The organism is Streptomyces sp. CC228A (genome assembly GCF_021390935.1).
Lineage (GTDB): Bacteria > Actinomycetota > Actinomycetes > Streptomycetales > Streptomycetaceae > Streptomyces.
In genome coordinates this window covers 1-18,623 of sequence record NZ_JAJPUI010000003.1, presented here as the reverse complement: position 1 = coordinate 18,623, position 18,623 = coordinate 1, and the positions used below count along the sequence as shown (strand labels likewise).

14 protein-coding genes and 1 pseudogene are annotated in these 18,623 nt (G+C 74.2%); 4 read left to right on the top strand and 11 right to left on the bottom strand.

The window, feature by feature from the left end:
* Window positions 1-253 precede the first annotated feature (253 nt).
* The gene (glnA, locus tag L6E17_RS10060) at window positions 254-1,663 is read right to left on the bottom strand and encodes a type I glutamate--ammonia ligase (RefSeq protein WP_236240447.1); all 1,410 of its coding nucleotides are present in this window, start codon (window positions 1,661-1,663) and stop codon (window positions 254-256) included.
* A gap of 265 nt (window positions 1,664-1,928) precedes the next feature.
* On the opposite strand from glnA, the gene L6E17_RS10055 reads away from it, so the two are divergent.
* Window positions 1,929-2,399: an RDD family protein gene (locus L6E17_RS10055; RefSeq protein WP_236240446.1), complete on the top strand. Its 471-nt coding sequence runs from the start codon at window positions 1,929-1,931 to the stop codon at window positions 2,397-2,399.
* A 446-nt stretch (window positions 2,400-2,845) separates the two neighbouring features.
* Here L6E17_RS10055 and L6E17_RS10050 read toward each other — a convergent pair whose 3' ends face one another.
* The 4 genes from L6E17_RS10050 to lipB all read right to left on the bottom strand — a co-directional run bounded on the left by L6E17_RS10050 (window position 2,846) and on the right by lipB (window position 5,934).
* Window positions 2,846-3,553: a DUF4191 domain-containing protein gene (locus tag L6E17_RS10050; protein WP_236240445.1), complete on the bottom strand. Its 708-nt coding sequence runs from the start codon at window positions 3,551-3,553 to the stop codon at window positions 2,846-2,848.
* Between the two features lie 10 nt (window positions 3,554-3,563).
* Complete coding sequence (locus L6E17_RS10045; RefSeq protein WP_236240864.1) at window positions 3,564-3,779, bottom strand: hypothetical protein; 216 nt, start codon at window positions 3,777-3,779, stop codon at window positions 3,564-3,566.
* Window positions 3,780-4,017: 238 nt separating this feature from the next.
* A complete protein-coding gene (gene lipA / locus L6E17_RS10040; RefSeq protein ID WP_236240444.1) occupies window positions 4,018-4,995 on the bottom strand; it encodes a lipoyl synthase in 978 nt (325 codons plus the stop codon).
* Window positions 4,996-5,118: 123 nt separating this feature from the next.
* A complete protein-coding gene (gene lipB / locus L6E17_RS10035) occupies window positions 5,119-5,934 on the bottom strand; it encodes a lipoyl(octanoyl) transferase LipB (RefSeq protein WP_236240443.1) in 816 nt (271 codons plus the stop codon).
* Window positions 5,935-6,101: 167 nt separating this feature from the next.
* On the opposite strand from lipB, the gene L6E17_RS10030 reads away from it, so the two are divergent.
* A complete protein-coding gene (locus L6E17_RS10030; protein ID WP_374109044.1) occupies window positions 6,102-7,868 on the top strand; it encodes a hypothetical protein in 1,767 nt (588 codons plus the stop codon).
* Between the two features lie 216 nt (window positions 7,869-8,084).
* Here L6E17_RS10030 and L6E17_RS10025 read toward each other — a convergent pair.
* Both L6E17_RS10025 and L6E17_RS10020 read right to left on the bottom strand, forming a co-directional pair.
* Window positions 8,085-9,420: pseudogene (locus L6E17_RS10025) on the bottom strand (NAD(P)/FAD-dependent oxidoreductase).
* A gap of 1,263 nt (window positions 9,421-10,683) precedes the next feature.
* Complete coding sequence (locus L6E17_RS10020) at window positions 10,684-11,616, bottom strand: TIGR01777 family oxidoreductase (RefSeq protein ID WP_236240441.1); 933 nt, start codon at window positions 11,614-11,616, stop codon at window positions 10,684-10,686.
* A gap of 35 nt (window positions 11,617-11,651) precedes the next feature.
* Here L6E17_RS10020 and L6E17_RS10015 point away from each other — a divergent pair, with 35 nt between their 5' ends.
* Window positions 11,652-12,173 (top strand): GNAT family N-acetyltransferase, encoded by a 522-nt coding sequence (locus tag L6E17_RS10015; protein WP_236240440.1) that lies wholly within the window; start codon window positions 11,652-11,654, stop codon window positions 12,171-12,173.
* Between the two features lie 45 nt (window positions 12,174-12,218).
* Here the strand turns inward: L6E17_RS10015 and L6E17_RS10010 are convergent, their stop codons facing one another.
* On the bottom strand, window positions 12,219-12,737 hold the full coding sequence (locus L6E17_RS10010; protein ID WP_236240863.1) for a DUF4240 domain-containing protein: 519 nt from the start codon (window positions 12,735-12,737) through the stop codon (window positions 12,219-12,221).
* Between the two features lie 238 nt (window positions 12,738-12,975).
* Between L6E17_RS10010 and L6E17_RS10005 the strand changes: the two genes are divergently transcribed.
* Window positions 12,976-13,911: an SDR family oxidoreductase gene (locus tag L6E17_RS10005; protein ID WP_236240439.1), complete on the top strand. Its 936-nt coding sequence runs from the start codon at window positions 12,976-12,978 to the stop codon at window positions 13,909-13,911.
* A 199-nt stretch (window positions 13,912-14,110) separates the two neighbouring features.
* Here the strand turns inward: L6E17_RS10005 and L6E17_RS10000 are convergent, their stop codons facing one another.
* The 3 genes from L6E17_RS10000 to L6E17_RS09990 all read right to left on the bottom strand — a co-directional run bounded on the left by L6E17_RS10000 (window position 14,111) and on the right by L6E17_RS09990 (window position 18,571).
* Window positions 14,111-15,115 carry a YafY family protein gene (locus L6E17_RS10000; RefSeq protein WP_236240438.1) on the bottom strand — a complete coding sequence of 335 codons (1,005 nt, stop codon included), beginning with the start codon at window positions 15,113-15,115 and terminating at the stop codon, window positions 14,111-14,113.
* A 78-nt stretch (window positions 15,116-15,193) separates the two neighbouring features.
* Window positions 15,194-17,887, bottom strand: coding sequence for a pyruvate dehydrogenase (acetyl-transferring), homodimeric type (aceE, locus tag L6E17_RS09995; RefSeq protein ID WP_236240437.1), 2,694 nt, complete (start codon window positions 17,885-17,887; stop codon window positions 15,194-15,196).
* 114 nt (window positions 17,888-18,001) lie between these two features.
* The gene (locus L6E17_RS09990) at window positions 18,002-18,571 is read right to left on the bottom strand and encodes an HD domain-containing protein (RefSeq protein ID WP_236240436.1); all 570 of its coding nucleotides are present in this window, start codon (window positions 18,569-18,571) and stop codon (window positions 18,002-18,004) included.
* Between the last annotated feature and the right edge of the window lie 52 nt (window positions 18,572-18,623).

The following is an 18,623-nucleotide window of genomic DNA, read 5'->3' as shown; positions in this document are numbered from 1 at the left end:
GGCCGGTTACCAGGAGGCCAGGAAATGCTGCCGCCGTACATAAGGAGCAAAGCCGACGAGGGCTGCCACCCCGACTGTGGGTAGCAGCCCTCGCGGTTGCTCCTGACATCAAGTCAGTGAATCGGCCGGGCGGTGCACACTCGGTGCACAAGGGGGCGGGAAGCAAGCGGTGGCAGCGAGAACTACTGAGAAAAGTTTTCGCAGGTCACAGCCTGTTTTCAGGGCTTCAGCCCAGGTCGCCCGACCATGCCTCTCAGAGGTCGAAGTACAGCTCGAACTCGTGCGGGTGCGGCCGCAGCTGGATCGGCTCGATCTCCTTGGTGCGCTTGTAGTCGATCCACGTCTCGATCAGGTCGGACGTGAAGACGCCGCCGGCCTGGAGGTACTCGTTGTCCTCCTCCAGGGCGTCGAGGACCGCGGAGAGGTTGGTCGGGACCTGCGGGACGCCCGCGTGCTCCTCGGGGGCGAGCTCGTAGAGGTCCTTGTCGATCGGCTCGGCCGGCTCGATCTTGTTCTTGATGCCGTCCAGGCCCGCGAGGAGCAGCGCCGAGAAGGCCAGGTACGGGTTGGAGGACGGGTCCGGGGCGCGGAACTCGACGCGCTTGGCCTTCGGGTTCGAGCCGGTGATCGGGATGCGCATCGCGGCGGAGCGGTTGCGCTGCGAGTAGACCAGGTTGACCGGGGCCTCGAAGCCGGGGACCAGGCGGTGGTAGGAGTTCACCGTCGGGTTGGTGAAGGCGAGCAGCGACGGGGCGTGCTTCAGGATGCCGCCGATGTAGTAGCGGGCGGTGTCCGACAGGCCCGCGTAGCCGGCCTCGTCGTAGAACAGCGGCTCGCCGCCCATCCACAGGGACTGGTGGACGTGCATGCCGGAGCCGTTGTCGCCGAAGATCGGCTTCGGCATGAAGGTCGCGGTCTTGCCGTTGCGCCACGCGACGTTCTTCACGATGTACTTGAAGAGCATCAGGTCGTCGGCGGCGGCCAGCAGGGTGTTGAACTTGTAGTTGATCTCCGCCTGGCCGGCGGTGCCCACCTCGTGGTGCTGGCGCTCGACCTGGAGGCCGGACTTCTCCAGCTCCAGGGAGATCTCGGCGCGCAGGTCGGCGAAGTGGTCGACCGGCGGGGCCGGGAAGTAGCCGCCCTTGTAGCGGACCTTGTAGCCGCGGTTGTCCTCGACCGCACCGGTGTTCCAGGCGCCCGCCTCGGAGTCGATGTGGTAGAAGCCCTCGTTCGCGGAGGTGCTGAAGCGGACCGAGTCGAAGACGTAGAACTCCGCCTCGGGCCCGAAGAACGCGGTGTCCGCGATGCCGGTGGAGGCGAGGTACGCCTCCGCCTTCTTCGCGATGTTGCGCGGGTCGCGGCTGTACTGCTCGCCCGTGATCGGGTCGTGGATGAAGAAGTTGACGTTCAGCGTCTTGTCGCGGCGGAACGGGTCCAGGCGGGCCGTGGACAGGTCCGGGCGCAGCGCCATGTCGGACTCGTGGATGGCCTGGAAGCCGCGGATCGACGAGCCGTCGAAGGCCAGCTCCTCGTCCGGGTCGAAGACCGAGGCCGGGATCGTGAAGTGCTGCATCACGCCCGGCAGGTCGCAGAACCGGACGTCGACGAACTTGACGTCCTCGTCCTTGATGAACTTCTGGACTTCCTCGGCGTTCTGGAACATCCCACTCCTCCTCATTCCCACCCGGAGGAGGGCGGGGTTGCAGCTGGGTCGTGCGGCCAGTGCGGTGGCACACGCTGGACCTGACCATAGGGACGGGGCATTTCTCAAGCATGACCCATTTGTTTCGCCTGCGTTAACCGGCTTGGCCGCGGTGCGTCCGGCCCCGCGGCGCCCGCACCCGGCCCGTAGTGCCGCGGTGCGGCCGACCGCCCGGCACCCGCACCCGGTCCGTAGTGATCCAAAGGAGCCGCAGTACCGTGTACGGGTGGACAACAGGCAAGCAATCGGATCGTGGCTGTCCGGGCCGCGCGCGGCGGCCGAGCAGATGGGTGTCGACTTCGGCTACCAGGGCGAGCGGCTCGGGCTGCCGGAGCACGGGCCGGGATCCATCGCCCCCCTCGGGCGGCGGTTCGGCGCCCTCTTCATCGACTGGTCCCTGTGCATGATGATCGCATACGGTCTCATCACGCGCGGTGACACCGGGGCGGCGGGGAACTGGGCGCTCGGCGTGCTCTTCGTGCTGAGCGTCCTCACCGTCGGCACCATCGGCTCCACGCCGGGCAAGCGGCTGCTGGGGCTGCGGGTCATCTCCGTCGACGGGGAGCGGCTGGGCCTGGTGCGGGTGGTGCTGCGGACCGCGCTGCTGTGCCTCGCCCTTCCGGCCCTCGTATGGGACCGGGACGGCCGCGGGCTCCACGACCGGCTGTCCCACGCCGTGCAGGTGCGCACCCACTGACCCCGCCGCACCTACTGACCCCGTTGAACCTACTGACGCCGCCGCTCCTACTGGCGGCGCTCATGGGCTGACTGCGCTCATGCGCCGGCCTCACGCACCCAGGACGTCGTTCACGCGCTGACGTCGTTCACGCGCTGACGCCGCTCACGCGCTGACGCTGCACACCCACTGACGCCGCACACGCGCTGATGCGAGCACGCGACGGACGCCGTGCACCCGCGACGTCGCTCATGCGCTGACGCCGCGCACCACATGCCCCACCCGCGCTGCCGCCGCGCACTACTGGCCCGCACACGCGCTGATGCGAGCACGCGACGGACGCCGCGCATCCCCCGGCTGCCGCGCACCGCTGACGCGCCCACCCACTGACGCCGCGCACGCGGACGGGCGAGGGGCGCCCCGGGAGAACCGGGGCGCCCCTCGCCCGTGTGCTGTGCGGTGAGGCCTCAGCGGAGGCGGCCGCCGCGCGGCATGCGCATACCCTTCGGGAGCGGCCCCTTTGGCACGGGCATGTTGCTCAGCATGTCGCCCATCGCACGCAGCCGGTCGTTCGCGACCGTGACCTGCGCGGCCGTGAGGACGCGCGGCAGCTTCAGCATGGTCGTGCGGAGCTTCTTCAGCGGCACCTGGTCCTCGCCGTTGCCGACGACGAAGTCGTGCACCGGGACGTCCAGCACGATCCTGGCCATCCGCTTCTTCTCCGCCGCGAGCAGGCCCTTCAGCCGGTTCGGGTTGCCCTCGCCGATCAGCACGATGCCGGGGCGGCCCACCGCCCGGTGCACCACGTCCTGGTTGCGGTTCATCGCCACGGCCGGGGTGGTCGTCCAGCCGCGCCCGATGTTCTGCAGGACGGCCGCGGCGGCCCCCGGCTGGCCCTCCATCTGCCCGAACGCCGCCCGCTCCGCGCGCCGCCCGAAGATGATCGCCATCGCCAGGAAGGCCAGCAGGAAGCCCAGGATGCCCAGGTAGACCGGGTGGCCGATCAGGAAGCCGAGCGCGAGGAGGGCGCCGAAGACGACGATCCCCACGCCCGCGATGACAAGCCCGATCTTCGGATCGGCCCGACGGGTCATCTTGTACGTCAGGGCGATCTGCTTCAGTCGCCCGGGGTTCGCAGCAGCGTCACCGCTGTCTGAATGTGCCTTCCTCGCCATGCTCAGAAGTTTACGTGGCCGACGACGAGCGGCTCGCCGCGGCCTCCAGTACGTGCTGCGCCTCGATCCGGTCCTTGGCCCTGCGGCGGTCCTCCAGTACGGAGGTCCAGGCGTTGCGGCGCGCGACGCGCTGGCCGCGGCCCAGCAGCAGGGCCTCGACGGCGCGCAGTGCGCCCGTCACGGACGGCGCGGTGTGGGCGCGGACGGGCTGACTCGCTGCCTGCATGTCGGTGTCCCCCTCGGCGGGTGAGCGGATGGTCGTCGTGTGCTGGGATGCGCGGGCGGTGCGGTGGGGGAGCCGGGCGCTGCGGCGGCGTCCCATGTGCGGTGCGTGGGCCCAGTGTCACTCCCTGGTGTTACCAAGGCATGTCCGGCGGGTCAAACGCCGGACAACACGCCGACGGCCCGTCCGCCTCCGCTGCCTGCGGGGCGGTACGGGCCGTCGGTCGTCCGTGTGCGCGACCTCACACCGCGGGGGCGGCGGGCACCTCCGCGGACGCGGCGCCGCGGGCCTCCATGGCCTGCTGGAAGAGCCGGCCCGCGCGGTAGGAGGAGCGGACCAGGGGGCCGGACATGACACCGGAGAAGCCGATCTCCTCAGCCTCCTCCTTCAGCTCCACGAACTCCTGCGGCTTCACCCAGCGCTCCACCGGGTGGTGGCGCACGGACGGGCGCAGGTACTGGGTGATGGTGATCAGCTCGCAGCCGGCCTCGTGCAGGTCCTGGAGCGCCTCGCTGACCTCCTCGCGGGTCTCGCCCATGCCGAGGATGAGGTTCGACTTCGTCACCAGGCCCGCCGCGCGGGCCTCCGTGATGACCTTGAGCGAACGCTCGTAGCGGAACGCCGGGCGGATCCGCTTGAAGATCCGCGGCACCGTCTCCACGTTGTGCGCCAGCACCTCGGGGCGGGACGAGAAGACCTCCGCGAGCTGCTCGGGCACCGCGTTGAAGTCGGGGATCAGCAGCTCGACCTTGGTGTGGCCGGCCTCGCGGTCCGCGGTCATCGCGTGGATCTGCCGCACCGTCTCCGCGTACAGCCAGGCGCCGCCGTCCTCCAGGTCGTCGCGGGCGACGCCCGTGATCGTGGCGTAGTTCAGGTCCATCGCGACCACGGACTCGCCCACGCGGCGCGGCTCGTCCCGGTCGAGGGCCTGCGGCTTGCCCGTGTCGATCTGGCAGAAGTCGCAGCGCCGGGTGCACTGGTCGCCGCCGATGAGGAAGGTCGCCTCGCGGTCCTCCCAGCACTCGAAGATGTTGGGGCAGCCCGCTTCCTGGCACACCGTGTGCAGCCCCTCGCTCTTCACGAGCTTCTGCAGCTGGTTGTACTCGGGGCCCATCTTCGCCCGGGTCTTGATCCACTCGGGCTTGCGCTCGATGGGGGTCTGGCTGTTCCGGACCTCCAGGCGCAGCATCTTGCGTCCGTCGGGTGCGACTGCGGACACGGCTGGCACCCCTTTCTGCTCACGCGACTTTCGATTCTTCGGCGAACCCCAGGGTACGCCCGTCAAATGTGCGGTCCTCCGTCCGGCCAACCTCCGGCCGGGGGACGCATTCCCCCCTGGCCGTCAGGCGTTGGCCGGCTCCGCCTCCCCGTCACGCATGACCTCGCGGGGCCGCAGGTCAGCGCCCGCCATGACGTCCCGCAGGTGCCGCTCGACCACCGGCACGACCTCCTGCACGGTCACGTCCCGGCCGAGCTCGTTCGCCAGCGACGTCACCCCGGCGTCCCGGATCCCGCACGGCACGATCCGGTCGAACCAGGTGTTGTCCGGGTTCACGTTCAGGGCGAAGCCGTGCATGGTGACGCCCTTCGCGACCCGGATGCCGATGGCCGCCAGCTTGCGGTCCTCGCGGCGCTGGCCCGCGTTCGACGGGGCGTACTCGGGGCCGTTGAGGCGCGGGTCGAACTCGTCGTCGAGCATCCGCGGGTCCAGGTCCAGGGACAGCCCGCCGAGGGAAGGGGGCTGCTGCACCGGGTCGCCCAGCACCCACACGCCGCTGCGGCCCTCCACCCGGCTCGTCTCCAGGCCGAACTCCGCCGCCGTGCGGATCAGCGCCTCCTCCAGGCGGCGCACGTGCGCCACGACGTCCACGGGACGCGGCAGCTTCATGATCGGGTAGCCGACCAGCTGCCCGGGTCCGTGCCAGGTGATCTTGCCGCCGCGGTCCACGTCCACGACGGGCGTGCCGTCGAGCGGGCGCTCGTTGTCGGCGGTGCGCCGCCCCGCCGTGTAGACGGGCGGGTGCTCCAGCAGCAGGCAGGTGTCGGGGATCTCGTCCGCGAAGCGGGCGGCGTGGACGTCGCGCTGCCGGTCCCAGGCTTCCTGGTACTCCATCCGGGCGTCCCCGAAGCCCAGGTGGACGAATCGCAGCTCACTCACGGCACCGTCTCCCAACGTAGGCAAAAGCGCCTGACACGCCCTGCCACTGTACGGCGGGGCCGGTCGGTCGGGTCGGCCAGGTCCGACCCGTCAGCGCCGGGGTCAATCCTCACACGATCGGATGAATGTGGGGCGAAGGTGGCGGTACGGGCGTCGGCGGCGGCTAAATTCGCGCCGTTCCAAGGGGGCCGCACCCGGCCCGGAAGGCAGGAGACCGCACAGCTGATGACGGATCGACCCCCGCAGCGCACCCCGAACCGCCAGCTCGCCGCCTTGATCGCCGAGGCAGGCTTCTCCAACGCGGGACTCGCCAGACGGGTGGATCAGCTGGGCCTGGAGCACGGACTCGACCTCCGCTACGACAAGACCTCCGTCACCCGGTGGCTGCGCGGCCAGCAGCCGCGCGGCACCACGCCCGCGCTGATCGCCGAGGTGTTCACACGGCGCCTCGGGCGGCGGCTGTCGGCGCAGGACCTCGGCCTCGACGCGTGCGCCCCCGTCTACGCGGGCCTGGAGTTCGCCGCCACGCCCGAGGAGGCCGTCGACATCGTCAGCGGCCTGTGGCGCAAGGACTCCGGCAGCCACACCGAGCTCCGGAAGATCGCCTTCACCCCGGCGGGGCTCGTCGTGCCCAGCCGGGACTGGCTGATCGGCCGCGCCGACGAGCGGGTCGGCCGGGCCGAGCCCGCCCACTGCACCCCCGCGGGCGGCCCGCCGGGGCGCGTACCGGCGCAGGGTCGCGGCGCACCGGGGCGCGCGGGCACCGAGCAGCCCGGCCAGGGCGGCACCGCCGCACCCGGCGGGGCCCCGCCCCGAGGGGGCACGACCGGGCCGGCGGCCCCGCGCGGCGGCCACACGGGCCTGCCGGGCCCCGCCGGACCCGGCGCCCGCACCGGCCCGTACGGCCCGTCCGCGGGTCTCGGCGCGGCGCCGGGCGTCGCCACCGGGCCGGCCGGCGCCCCGGCGGCCCGGGCCGCGGCGCCACGGCGCTCGCGGTGCCCCGGCAGCGCGGCACGGAACGCGGCCCCGGCCAGCGGGTGACCGGCGGCGACATCGCCGCCCTGCGTTCCGTCAGCGAACTCTTCCGCACCCTCGACCACGCCTACGGCGGCGGCCACGCCCGGCAGGCCCTCGTCCGGTACCTGGAGCACGAGGCCGAGCCGATGCTGCGCGGCTGCTACGGCGAAGCCGTCGGGCGGCGGCTCTTCGGCGCGACCGCCGACCTGACCCGGCTGGCCGGCTGGACCTCCTACGACATCGCCGCGCACGGCCTGGCCCAGCGGTACTTCGTCCAGGCCCTGCGGCTGTCGCAGGCGGCGGGGGACCGGGCGTACGGCTCGTACGTCCTGCTCACCATGAGCCGCCAGGCCGTCTACCTCGGCCACGGGCGGGAGGCCGTGCAGCTCGCCCGCGTCGCCCAGCAGGGCATCGGGTCCTCCGCGCCGCCCGTCGTCCTGGCCCTGCTGCACGCGGTGGAGGCGCGCGGGCACGCGGTGCTGGGCGAGGTGCGGGCCTGCACCTCCTCCCTGGTGCGCGCCGAGCGGTCGCTCGACGCGTCCCGGCCCGGGGACGAGGTGCCGTACTGGGCGCGGCCCTTCGACGAGGCGCAGCTCGCCGACGAGTTCGCGCACTGCCACCGGGACCTCCAGCAGTACCGGGCCGCCGCCCAGCACGCCGAGCGGGCGCTGCGGCTGTACGGGCCGGGCTACACGCGCAGCCGCACGTTCTGCCGCGTCGTGCTGGCCGCGTCCCGGCTGGGCCTCGGCGAGCTCGACCAGGCCTGCGCGCTGGGCGCGGAGGCGGCGCAGCAGGCGTCCGAGATGCGGTCCGCGCGGGCCACCGAGTACGTACGCGACTTCGAGCGGCGGCTGGAGCCCTACCGGGAGGCCGCGGCCGTACGGACGTACCGCGACCGGGTGGCGGCCCTGGCCTGAGCCCGCCGCCCGGCGCGCGGGCCCGGGGCCGGCGCCCGCCGCCCGCCGCCCGCCGCCCAGCGCGCGGCCCCGGGGTCGGCCCGTCGCCCGGGCGCGCGGGTCCGGGGACGCCCCCGTGCCGTCCCCGGGACCCTCCCCCGCGCGCCGGCCCTTCCTCCCTCCGCCGGGCGGCGCGCCCGCCGCGGCCGGTCGGATGCCGCCGCGGCGCCCCGTGCGTCAGGCGGCCTCCTCCAGGCCGGAGGTCGGATGCGCCGGGGGCAGTCCCAGGTCGCGGAGGATCGCCTGCGCCGCGCGGTGGCCCGAGTGCAGCGCCCCCTGCGGGGTGCTCACGTCCCGGTGGTCGCCGCACACGTACAGGCCGGCCAGCAGGCGCACCGGGCGCAGCAGGTCGTGCGGCGGCGGCATGGCCGGGACGGCCTCCGGGTCGTGCCGCACCGCCAGCAGCTCCCAGCCGCCGGTGTCCGTGCCGTACAGCGACGCCAGATGGCGCCGGACCCGGCGGTCGAGGTCGTCCGGCGGCGTGCCGAGCACCGTCGACGTGACCAGCGTGCGGCCCTTCGGCGCGCGGGACGGGTCGACCTCGCTCATCACCGCCGTGTGCGACACGGGCCCGGCCCGGTCCGCGTCCAGGACCAGCGACGCCGCGGTGGCGGCGGTTCGGGAGCCGTGTGGTGCAGGACCGTCATCGGGTGGAAGCCGGGCACGCGCAGGCCGGGCAGCAGCTCGGCCGCCGCCCGGGCACCCGTCGCCACCACCAGGGAGCGGCAGCGGAACTCGCCGTGCTCCGCGGTCAGCACCCGGTTGATCGACGCGTCCTTGACCCGCACCCCGGTCCGCACCGTGCCGTCCGGCAGCGCCGCCGCCATCCGCTGCGGCAGCGTGGCAGCGCCGCCGCCCGGCACGCACAGCCGCCCCCGGGCGAAGCCGCGCAGCGCCAGGTCCGCGCAGCGGCTGGAGGTGACCAGCTCCGGGTCGCTGAGCAGCGCCGCGAGCAGCGGCCGCAGGAACGTTCCGACAGTGCGCGGCGGCAGTCCCCGCGCCAGCAGCGCCTCCATCGCGGGGCGTTCCCGCCGGGCCATGAGCCGCTCCGTCGGGGTGCCCGCGAGGCGGGCCAGCGAGGCGCCGAGCCGTGCGTGGTCCAGCGGCCGCGGAGCGCTCGCCAGCGCGCGGGCCCGGGTCAGCGCCGCACGGGCGCCGCCCCGCACCTCGCCCGTGCGGTGCAGCCGCCGCCGCTGTGCACCAGTACGCCCGGGAGGAAGCGGCGCAGCAGGCCGGGGTCGACTCCCGGGGCGCGCTGGAGCTCCGCGGACGAGGTGGTGAGCAGGTGCCAGAGCCGGTCCAGCCGGTACCCGTCGACGTGGTCGGTCGCCATGCGGCCGCCGACCTGCGGAGCGGCTTCCAGGACGCGTACGGCGAGGCCGGCGCCGGTGAGGTGGTGGGCCGCGGACAGCCCCGCGAGCCCCGCTCCGACGATGACGACGTCCGCGTGCTGATCTGTGGTACTGAGCACGTGACCCTCCCCGGGTGACGGTTCGGTGCGTGGGTGGCTCATGCCCTGGACAGGCCCCCGGAATGCTCGGGTTCGGGACCCGAGCGTCTCTGGCGGCACCAGAGCGTAGGGGGCCGCGACGGGTGTTGGGCAGTCGCGCGCGGAGGGGGTCACCGATGCACGGAGGTCGCACAGGCGTGCAGTCGCACGGGCCCGCGTCGCGCGGGCCCGCCACGGGCAGCGGTCGGGTGCGAGGGGGCCGCGCAGGGGGCGTCACTGGACGCGGGGGCGATCGCAACGTACGGCAGACGCAGGGCCCGCCGTCCCCCCGGCGGCGGACACCACGGACCCCACCGGCCCCACCGCCGGGACCGCACCGGCCCATGGGCGGAGCCCCGCCGTCCCCACCGGCCGGACGCACCGGGCCCATCGCCAGACCGAACCGGCCTCACCGGCCGGGCCGCACTGGGCCCACGGGTGGGGCCGTACCGGTCTCACCGGCCGGGCCGTACCGGGGCCACGGGTGGGGCCGTACCGGTCTCACCGGCCGAGCCGTACCGGGGCCACGGGTGGGGCCGCAGCGGCCTCACGGGCCGGGCCGTACCGGGCCCACGGGCGGGGCCCGCCGGCCCCACCGGCCGGACGCACCGGCCCCACCGCCCGGACCGAACCGGCCTCACCGCCCGGACCGAACCGGCCTCACCGGCCGGGCCGCACCGGTCTCACCGGCCGGGGCGGCGCGCTTTCGTCGGGTGAGGTGCGGGGATGGGCCGGTGGCGGGCGCTCGGGCGTTCTCTGCGCCGGTCCGGCCTGGGATGCGGCCGCGGACAACGGGGCGCGTCCGCCGCGCGCAGGCGGCTGAGGCGGACCCGTGGCGGTGGACCACGGTGGCGGGAGGCCGCGGGTGGGGCACGGGTGGGAGGTGTCGCCCCGGGCATGGGGCTTCTGCCTTCTGCCTTCCGCCTTCCCCGGCGCGGAGCCGGTGGCGGTGGGCGCCGGCGGCCGGGGCGTGCCGGTGCCCGCGGGGAGGGCGCTGCTTCTGGTCGCCGCGTCGCGCCCCGTCTTGTGCGGCGCGCCGCAGGTGGGCAGGAGGGTCTGCGGCCGGCGCTGGTGGCCGCGTGCGGGCGTCGGCCCGGAACCCGGCCCGGGCAACCGGCCCGCCCGGGCCGCCGGCCCTCGCCCGGACGCGGATGCGCCGCAGCGTCCCCGGCGGAGCCGCGGCGCGTCCGCCGCACCGGCGGCGCCCGCCGCCCCGCGCCGGAGGGGCGCCCGACCGGTGCGGCGGGTCCGCTACGCGGCAGCTACGCGGCGGTTGCGGCGGGGCCGCTACGCGGCGGCCGCGCGGATGGCCGCGTCCACCGTGGGGAAGGCGAAGCGGAAGCCGGACTCCAGCAGACGGGCCGGCAGCACCCGCTGGCTGCCCACCACGTCGTCCGCGAAGTCGCCGAGCACCAGGCGCAGCACCGGCGCGGGCACCGGGAACGGCGTGGGGCGGCGCAGGACGCTGCCCATCGCCGCCGTCACCTCCCGGTTCGTGACCGGCTCGGGGGCCGTCAGGTTCACCGGGCCCGACAGCGCCGGGGTGTCGATGATGTGCCGCAGCGCCGCCACCTCGTCGTGCAGGGCGATGAAGCTCCAGTACTGGCGGCCGTCCCCGAGGCGCCCCCCGAGACCCGCGCGGAACACCGGGAACAGCCGCCCCCATGCGCCCCCCTCGCGGGCGACCACCAGGCCGGTGCGGGCGTAGGCCACGCGGATGCCGGCCTCCTCCGCCGCGGCGGCGGCCTCCTCCCACTCCACGCACACCGACGGGAGGAACCCGTCCCCCGCCGGGGCCGACTCGTCCACCGCCCGCGCGCCCGTGTCGCCGTAGTAGCCGAGCGCCGTCCCGCACACCAGCACCTCCGGCGGCACGTCCAGCGACGCCACTGCCCCCGCGATCGCCGCGGTGCCCAGGACCCGGCTGTCCCGGATCTCCCGCTTGTACGCTTCCGTCCACCGCCGGTCGCCCACCCCCGCGCCGGCCAGATGGACGACGGCGTCGCAGCCGGCGAGCCCTGCCGCGTCCACGTACTGCCGCTTCGGGTCCCACTCCACCTCGTGCGCCGTCCGCGGGGGGCGCCGCACGAGCCGGACGACCTCGTGGCCGTCGGCGCGCAGCGACCGCACGAGGGCGGCGCCGATCAGTCCGTGGGAGCCGGTCACGGCCACCCGCCGGACGGGTCCCCGGGGGGCGGAGGAGCGCTCGGGAAAAGTCATGGGCCCATCCTGCCCCGCGTGGCACAGTGGCGGCCATGAGCACCTCACCGGCACCCGAGCCCTCCCTCATACGGCCTGCTCGCGCGGCGGACGGCGACGCCCTGAGCGCCCTCGACCACGCCACCTGGTCCACGCTGCACGCCGTCATGCCCCGCTCCGAACCGCCGTTCGGCCCGTTCTTCGGCGACCGCAACGTCCCCGAGGACCACCTCGTCGCGGACCTGGGCGACGGGCGCCCGGTCGGCTACGTGCGGTTCGTGCCGCCCACCCCCCTGGGGTGCAACGCGCACGTGCGCCAGATCCAGGGCCTCGCCGTCGCCGAGCCGGCGCGGGGCCGCGGGCTCGCGCGGGCCCTGCTGCGGGCCGCGTGCGCGGAGGCGCGGCGCCGGGGAGCCGTCCGGATGACGCTGCGCGTGCTCGCGCACAACACGCCCGCCCGCCGCCTCTACGAGTCGGAGGGCTTCACCGTGGAGGGCGTGCTGCCGGGCGAGTTCCTCCTCGACGGGGCGTACGTGGACGACGTGCTCATGGGGCGTCCGCTCGTCGACCCGGCGTGACGACACGCCCACGGGGCGCCCGCTCGTCTGCCCGGTGCGAGCGGCTCAGCCCCCGAAGCGGTCCCACAGCCGGGGCAGCCGCTCGGCCAGGGCCTCGTCGTCGTCCACGTCCAGCGGGGCCCCGGCGGGGCGGTCGGGCGGCGGGGAAAGGCCCAGGTCGGGCGTCTCAAGGCCGGTGAGCTGCTCGTACGCCTCGTCCGCCGCGTACCCCAGCTCCTCCCCGTCCCCGTCGACCGCCGGGTCGAAGTCCTCCAGCAGCTCGGCGAGCGACTCCGCGTCGTGCACGGCGCCCTCGAACACCTCCCTGCCCTGTCCGATGAGCCAGCAGCGGAAGGAGTCGAACGCGTCGTCGCCCGCCCCGCCGAGCAGGATCACCGCGGCGGCCAGCAGGTCCCAGGACCAGGCCCGGTTGTAGCGCGCCTCGAAGTGCCGCGCGAAGTCCAGGACCGCTTCCGGATCGAGCTGCACCAGCCGCTCCACCAGCAGCTCGGCGTGATCGTCGGGGTCGCCCTCGGCGGCCTCGCGGGTGCTGTCGACGATCTCCCAGAACTCCGTCTCGTCCATCACGGGACCAGCATCGAGCCGGACGGGCGCCCGCGCACGCGGAGTGAGCCGGCGGGGGCGCCGGGCGGGAAGCCCGGGTCCGGCGCGAACGGGCCGGGGGTGCAGGGGGCCTTCCGGCCGCCGAGCGTCGTTCCGCTCGCGTGCGCCGGACGGCCGCGGAGGGCCCGACGGGGGAAGCCGCGGAGAGCCGCCGGAATACCCGACAGAAGGTGTCGCCTTTCGGTGGCAGGTTTCCCCCATGACCATCGAAACCACCACCACGCCCCGCCCCCTCGCCGGCACCGTCGCCCTCGTCGCCGGAGCCACCCGGGGCGCCGGCCGGGCCATCGCCGTGCAGCTCGGCGCCGCCGGCGCCACGGTCTACGTCACGGGGCGCACCACCCGTACGCACACCAGCGAGGTCGGCCGGCCCACCGAGACCGTCGAGGAGACCGCCGAGCTCGTCACCGCCGCCGGAGGCCGGGGCGTCGCCGTCCCCACCGACCACCTCGCCCCCGACCAGGTGCGCGCGCTCGTGGACCGCGTGGACCGCGAGCAGGGGCGTCTCGACGTCCTCGTCAACAGCCTCTGGGGCGGCGACCACCTGCTGGAGTTCGGCGTCAAGATGTGGGACACCGACCTGGACGTGGGCCTGCGCATGCTCGACCTCGGCATCCGCAGCCACGCCATCACCAGCCACATCGCGCTGCCGCTGCTCGTCCGGCGTCCCGGCGGCCTGGTGGTCGAGATGACCGACGGCACCGCCGAGTACAACCGCCGCTTCCGGGAGAACTTCTTCTTCGACCTCGCCAAGAACGCCCCGATCCGCATGGCCTTCGCCCTCGCGCACGACCTGGAGGACGTCGGCGGCACGGCGGTCGCCCTCACGCCCGGCTTCCTGCGCTCCGAGGAGATGCTCGACCACTTCGGCGTACGGGAGGAGAACTGGCGCGACGCCTGCGCGAAGGAGCCGCACTTCGCCATCGCCGAGTCGCCGGTGTACGTCGGCCGCGGCGTCGCCGCACTCGCCGCCGACCCCGACAAGGCCCGCTGGAGCGGCCGGTCGCTGAACAGCGCCCAGCTCGCCGCGGAGTACGGCTTCACCGACGCGGACGGCTCCCGGCCGGACGCCTGGGCCTACTTCCGTGACGTCGTCCACGGCGGCAGGCAGGCGTCGGCGGACGAGTACCGCTAGCGGGCGCCTGCGCAGCAGCTTCGTCCGAAGGGGCGGGCGCGGGTCCGGCACGGGTCCGGTGTGGCGCCGCCCGCCGCTACCGCCCGCCGCCCCGTGGCCGCTCAGCTGCCGTGCGGCCCGCCACCCCCGTGGCCGTTCAGCTGCCGTACCGCTCGTCGCCCCCGTGGCCGCCCAGCCGCCGTACGGCCCGCCGCCCCGCTCAGCCGCCGTCCGGACCGGTGCCCGTGCCGCCGCCGGGGGCATACAGCTGCCGCAGCCGCGCCGCGGCCTCGGTGAACCTGGCCCGCAGGGACGCCGGCTCCAGCACCTCGGCCTCCGGGCCGAGGGCCAGCAGCTGGCCGTACGCGACGTCGTCGGACTCCACCGGAAGGGTGACGGTCACCCGGCCGGCGGAGTCCGGCGGGTCCGCCGCCGCCAGCGCCTCCCGGGCCGCCGCCCGGTCCGTCACGTACGGCAGGCTCCGTGCGCCCGCCTCCGACAGCCGCACCACGACCTGCGTGCGCAGCAGGGCGCGGGCGAACGCCTCCGCCCGCTCCTCCCAGAACGCCGGCAGATCGAAGCCCCCGTCCCGCACGAACGCCTCCCCGGACGGTTCCACGGCGACGAAGCGGTCCACCCGGTACACCCGGAAGGAGCCCCCGTCCGCTCGCGCGCACAGGTACCAGACGCCCGCCTTCAGCACGAGTCCGTACGGGGCGAGCTCCCGCTCCACCTCGCGGTCGCCCCGCCGGTAGCGGGCCCGCACCGTCCGGTCCGCCCACACCGCCTCGGCGACCGCCGGGAGCAGCTCCGGGGTCTCGGGCTCCTGGTACCAGGCGGGCGCGTCCAGGTGGAAGCGCTGCGCCGCGGACGCCGGGGCGTCCCGCAGGGAGGGCAGCAGCGCGGCGGACACCTTCAGCCGGGCCGCCGACGCGGCGTCGTCCAGGCCCATCTCCCGCAGGGCGCCCGGCACGCCCGAGAGGAACAGCGCCTCCGCCTCGCTGCGGGCCAGCCCGGTCAGCCGCGTGCGGTAGCCGCCGACCAGCCGGTAGCCGCCGGCCCGGCCCCGGTCCGCGTACACCGGGACGCCCGCCTCGGACAGGGCCTGCGCGTCCCGCTGCACGGTGCGCTCCGACACCTCCAGCTCCCGCGCCAGCTCGGCGGCGGTCATGGAGGGCCGGGACTGGAGCAGCAGCACCATCGTGATCAGCCGGGCGGCACGCATACCGCCATGATCCCGCCAGATGCCCGTGCCCCCGGACGCGGGGAGGCGGACCGGGGGCACGGGCAGGGGCGCGGGGCGTCAGAGGCCGTAGCGCTCCCGGGCGTCCTTCACCGCGGAGGCCGCGATCTCGCCGCGCCGGGCGAGCTGGGCCAGGGCGGCGACGACGACCGACTGGGCGTCGACCCCGAAGTGGCGGCGGGCCGCCTCGCGGGTGTCGGACAGGCCGAAGCCGTCGGCACCCAGCGAGGTGTAGTCCTGCTCCACCCACTGCGCGATCTGGTCCGGGACCTGCCGCATGTAGTCGCTGACGGCCAGCACCGGGCCCTGTGCGTCGGCCAGCGCCTGGCGCACGTACGGCACCCGCTCCTCGCCGCGCAGCAGCGCCGCGTCGGCCTCCAGCGCGTCGCGCCGCAGCTCGGTCCACGAGGTCGCGGACCACACGTCGGCGGTCACGCCCCACTCCTCGGCCAGCAGCCTCTGGGCCTCCAGCGCCCAGTGGATCGCCGTGCCGGAGGCCAGCAGCTGGATGCGCGGCGTACCCTCGGCGCCCTGGCCCTCCTTGAACCGGTAGAGGCCCTTGACGATGCCCTCGTCGATGCCGGGGGCGTCCGGCTTCGCCGGCTGCGGCATCGGCTCGTTGTAGACCGTCAGGTAGTAGAAGACGTTCGGGTCCTCGCCCGGGGCGGCCTCGCCGTACATGCGGCGCAGACCGTCCTTGACGATGGCGGCGACCTCGTACGCGAACGCCGGGTCGTAGGTCAGCGCGGCCGGGTTGGTGGCGGCGATGACGGGGGAGTGGCCGTCGGCGTGCTGGAGGCCCTCACCGGTCAGCGTGGTGCGGCCCGCGGTGGCGCCGACGAGGAAGCCGCGGCCGAGCTGGTCGCCGAGCTGCCACATCTGGTCGGCGGTGCGCTGCCAGCCGAACATCGAGTAGAAGATGTAGAACGGGATCATCGCTTCGCCGTGCGTGGAGTACGCGGTGGCGGCGGCGATGAAGTCGGCCATCGAACCGGCCTCGGTGATCCCCTCGTTGAGGATCTGGCCGTTCTCGGCCTCCTTGTAGTACATCAGCTGGTCGCGGTCGACCGGCTCGTACGTCTGGCCCTTCGGCGAGTAGATGCCGAGGGAGGGGAAGAGGCTCTCCATGCCGAAGGTGCGGGCCTCGTCGGGGACGATCGGCACCCAGCGCTTGCCGGTCTCCTTGTCCCGTACCAGGTCCTTGACCAGCCGGACGAACGCCATGGTGGTGGCGACCGCCTGGGAGCCGGAGCCCTTGTCGAACGCGGCGAACGCCTTGTCGGCCGGGGCCGGCAGCGGCGCGACCGGGTGGACGCGGCGGGCCGGGGCGGGGCCGCCGAGGGCGGCGCGGCGCTCCTGGAGGTAGCGGACCTCGGGGGAGTCGGCGCCCGGGTGGCCGTAGGGCACCTGGCCGCCGTCGAAGGCGCTGTCCGGGATCGGCAGCCCGAGGAGGTCGCGCATCTCCTTGAACTCGGCGTCGGACAGCTTCTTCATCTGGTGGTTGGCGTTCTTCGACGCGAAGCCCTTGCCGAGGGTGTGGCCCTTGACGGTCTGCGCGAGGATCACCGTCGGGGCGCCCTTGAAGGTCACCGCGGCCTTGTACGCGGCGAAGACCTTGCGGGACTCGTGGCCGCCGCGCGAGAAGTGGAAGCACTCGATGATCTTGTCGTCGGACAGCAGCTTCGCCATCTCGGCGAGCGCGGGGTCCTTCCCGAAGAAGTCCTCGCGGATGTAGGCGGCGTCGCGGGTCTGGTACGTCTGGACCTGCGCGTCCGGTACCTCGCGCAGGCGGCGTACCAGCGCGCCGGTGGTGTCGAGCGCGAACAGCTCGTCCCAGGCGGAGCCCCACAGCGTCTTGACGACGTTCCAGCCGGCGCCGCGGAACTGGGCCTCCAGCTCCTGCACGATCTTGAAGTTGGCGCGGACGGGGCCGTCGAGGCGCTGCAGGTTGCAGTTGATGACGAAGGTCAGGTTGTCGAGGCCCTCGCGGGCCGCGAGCGCGAGCGCCGCGGTCGACTCGGGCTCGTCCATCTCGCCGTCGCCGAGGAACGCCCACACGTGCGAGGCGGAGACGTCCTTGATGCCGCGGTTGGTCAGGTACCGGTTGAACCGGGCCTGGTAGATCGCGGAGAGCGGGCCGAGGCCCATGGAGACGGTGGGGAACTCCCACAGCCAGGGCAGGCGGCGCGGGTGCGGGTAGGACGGCAGGCCGTTGCCGCCGGCCTCCTGCCGGAAGTTGTCGAGGTGCGCCTCGGTGAGGCGGCCGTCGAGGAAGGCGCGGGCGTAGATGCCGGGGGAGGCGTGGCCCTGGATGAAGAGCTGGTCGCCGGAGCCGTCCCGCTCCTTGCCCTGGAAGAAGTGGTTGAAGCCGGTCTCGTAGAGCCAGGCGGCGGAGGCGAAGGTGGCGATGTGGCCGCCGACGCCGTACTTCGAGCCGCGGGTCACCATGGCGGCGGCGTTCCACCGGTTCCACGCGGTGATCCGGGCCTCCATCTCCTCGTCGCCGTCGAAGCCGGAGGAGCCCTCGGCGGCGGTCGGGATGGTGTTGACGTAGTCGGTCTCCAGCAGCTTGGGCAGCGCGACACCCGCGCCCTCGGCCCGCTCCAGGGTGCGGCGCATCAGGTAGGCGGCGCGGTGCGGCCCCGCGGCGGCGGCCACGGCGTCGAGCGACGCCTGCCACTCGGCGGTCTCCTCGGGGTCCCGGTCCGGGAGCTGGTCGAGCTCGCTCGGCTGGATGCGGTGGGGGTCGGTCATATGCGCCGCCTTCCGGAGTCGAAGGGGGGTGGGGGTGCCCTTGGTCTTGGCAGGACAGGGCGGCGGACTCTGGTGTAGTCCGCCGACGACTGTACGACCGTGATCGATGATCGATCAAAGGGGGTATCGCAATTTCCTATGCCTGGGGCCAAAGTAGGCATCGGGTGCCAGAGAAATAGGCACCCGGTGCCGTGTTTTCGCAGGTTTCAGCGCCCGTATGAGCGGCCGATCCGGAGCGCGGGTCTCGTCCGACACGTCGTGGTAGCCGATGCCGAGGACGTCCAGCTCCACGCCCGCCGTCACCAGGGCGATCTCCGGGGCCATCCGGGTGGGGATCTCCGGGGTGGTGTGCAGCGCGATGGCCTCCCACACGACCCGCGCGCGCTCCGCGTCGATCCCGCGGGAGACGAGGAACTTGCGGGCCTCGTCGGCGCCGTCGATCTCGAAGCGGGTGCCGTTGTCGCGGTACGGCTCGGTGAGCCCCAGGTCGTGGAACATGGCCCCGACGTAGAGCAGTTCCGCGTCGAAGGACAGCCCGCGGTTCTGCCCCTGGAGCGCGCCCCAGATGAAGACCCGGCGGGAGTGGTGGTAGATCAGCTCATCCGTGGCGTCGCGGATCAGCTCGGTCGCCTCCTTGGCGATCGTGCTGTCGGGAATGGCGACACCGGCGATGATTTCGGACATGAAGTGACACCTCACGGGGAGTTGCGCGGTCGGAAGCGCGAAAGTGAGCAGC

Bases quoted from the DNA above. Each gene is read 5' to 3' on its own strand.
- glnA (WP_236240447.1), bottom strand. From the start codon at position 1,663: ATGTTCCAGAACGCCGAGGAAGTCCAGAAGTTCATCAAGGACGAGGAC.
- L6E17_RS10050 (WP_236240445.1), bottom strand. From the start codon at position 3,553: ATGGCGAGGAAGGCACATTCAGACAGCGGTGACGCTGCTGCGAACCCC.
- L6E17_RS10045 (WP_236240864.1), bottom strand. From the start codon at position 3,779: ATGCAGGCAGCGAGTCAGCCCGTCCGCGCCCACACCGCGCCGTCCGTG.
- L6E17_RS10020 (WP_236240441.1), bottom strand. From the start codon at position 11,616: ATGACTTTTCCCGAGCGCTCCTCCGCCCCCCGGGGACCCGTCCGGCGG.
- L6E17_RS10015 (WP_236240440.1), top strand. From the start codon at position 11,652: ATGAGCACCTCACCGGCACCCGAGCCCTCCCTCATACGGCCTGCTCGC.
- L6E17_RS10010 (WP_236240863.1), bottom strand. From the start codon at position 12,737: ATGGACGAGACGGAGTTCTGGGAGATCGTCGACAGCACCCGCGAGGCC.
- L6E17_RS10005 (WP_236240439.1), top strand. From the start codon at position 12,976: ATGACCATCGAAACCACCACCACGCCCCGCCCCCTCGCCGGCACCGTC.
- L6E17_RS10000 (WP_236240438.1), bottom strand. From the start codon at position 15,115: ATGCGTGCCGCCCGGCTGATCACGATGGTGCTGCTGCTCCAGTCCCGG.
- aceE (WP_236240437.1), bottom strand. From the start codon at position 17,887: ATGACCGACCCCCACCGCATCCAGCCGAGCGAGCTCGACCAGCTCCCG.
- L6E17_RS09990 (WP_236240436.1), bottom strand. From the start codon at position 18,571: ATGTCCGAAATCATCGCCGGTGTCGCCATTCCCGACAGCACGATCGCC.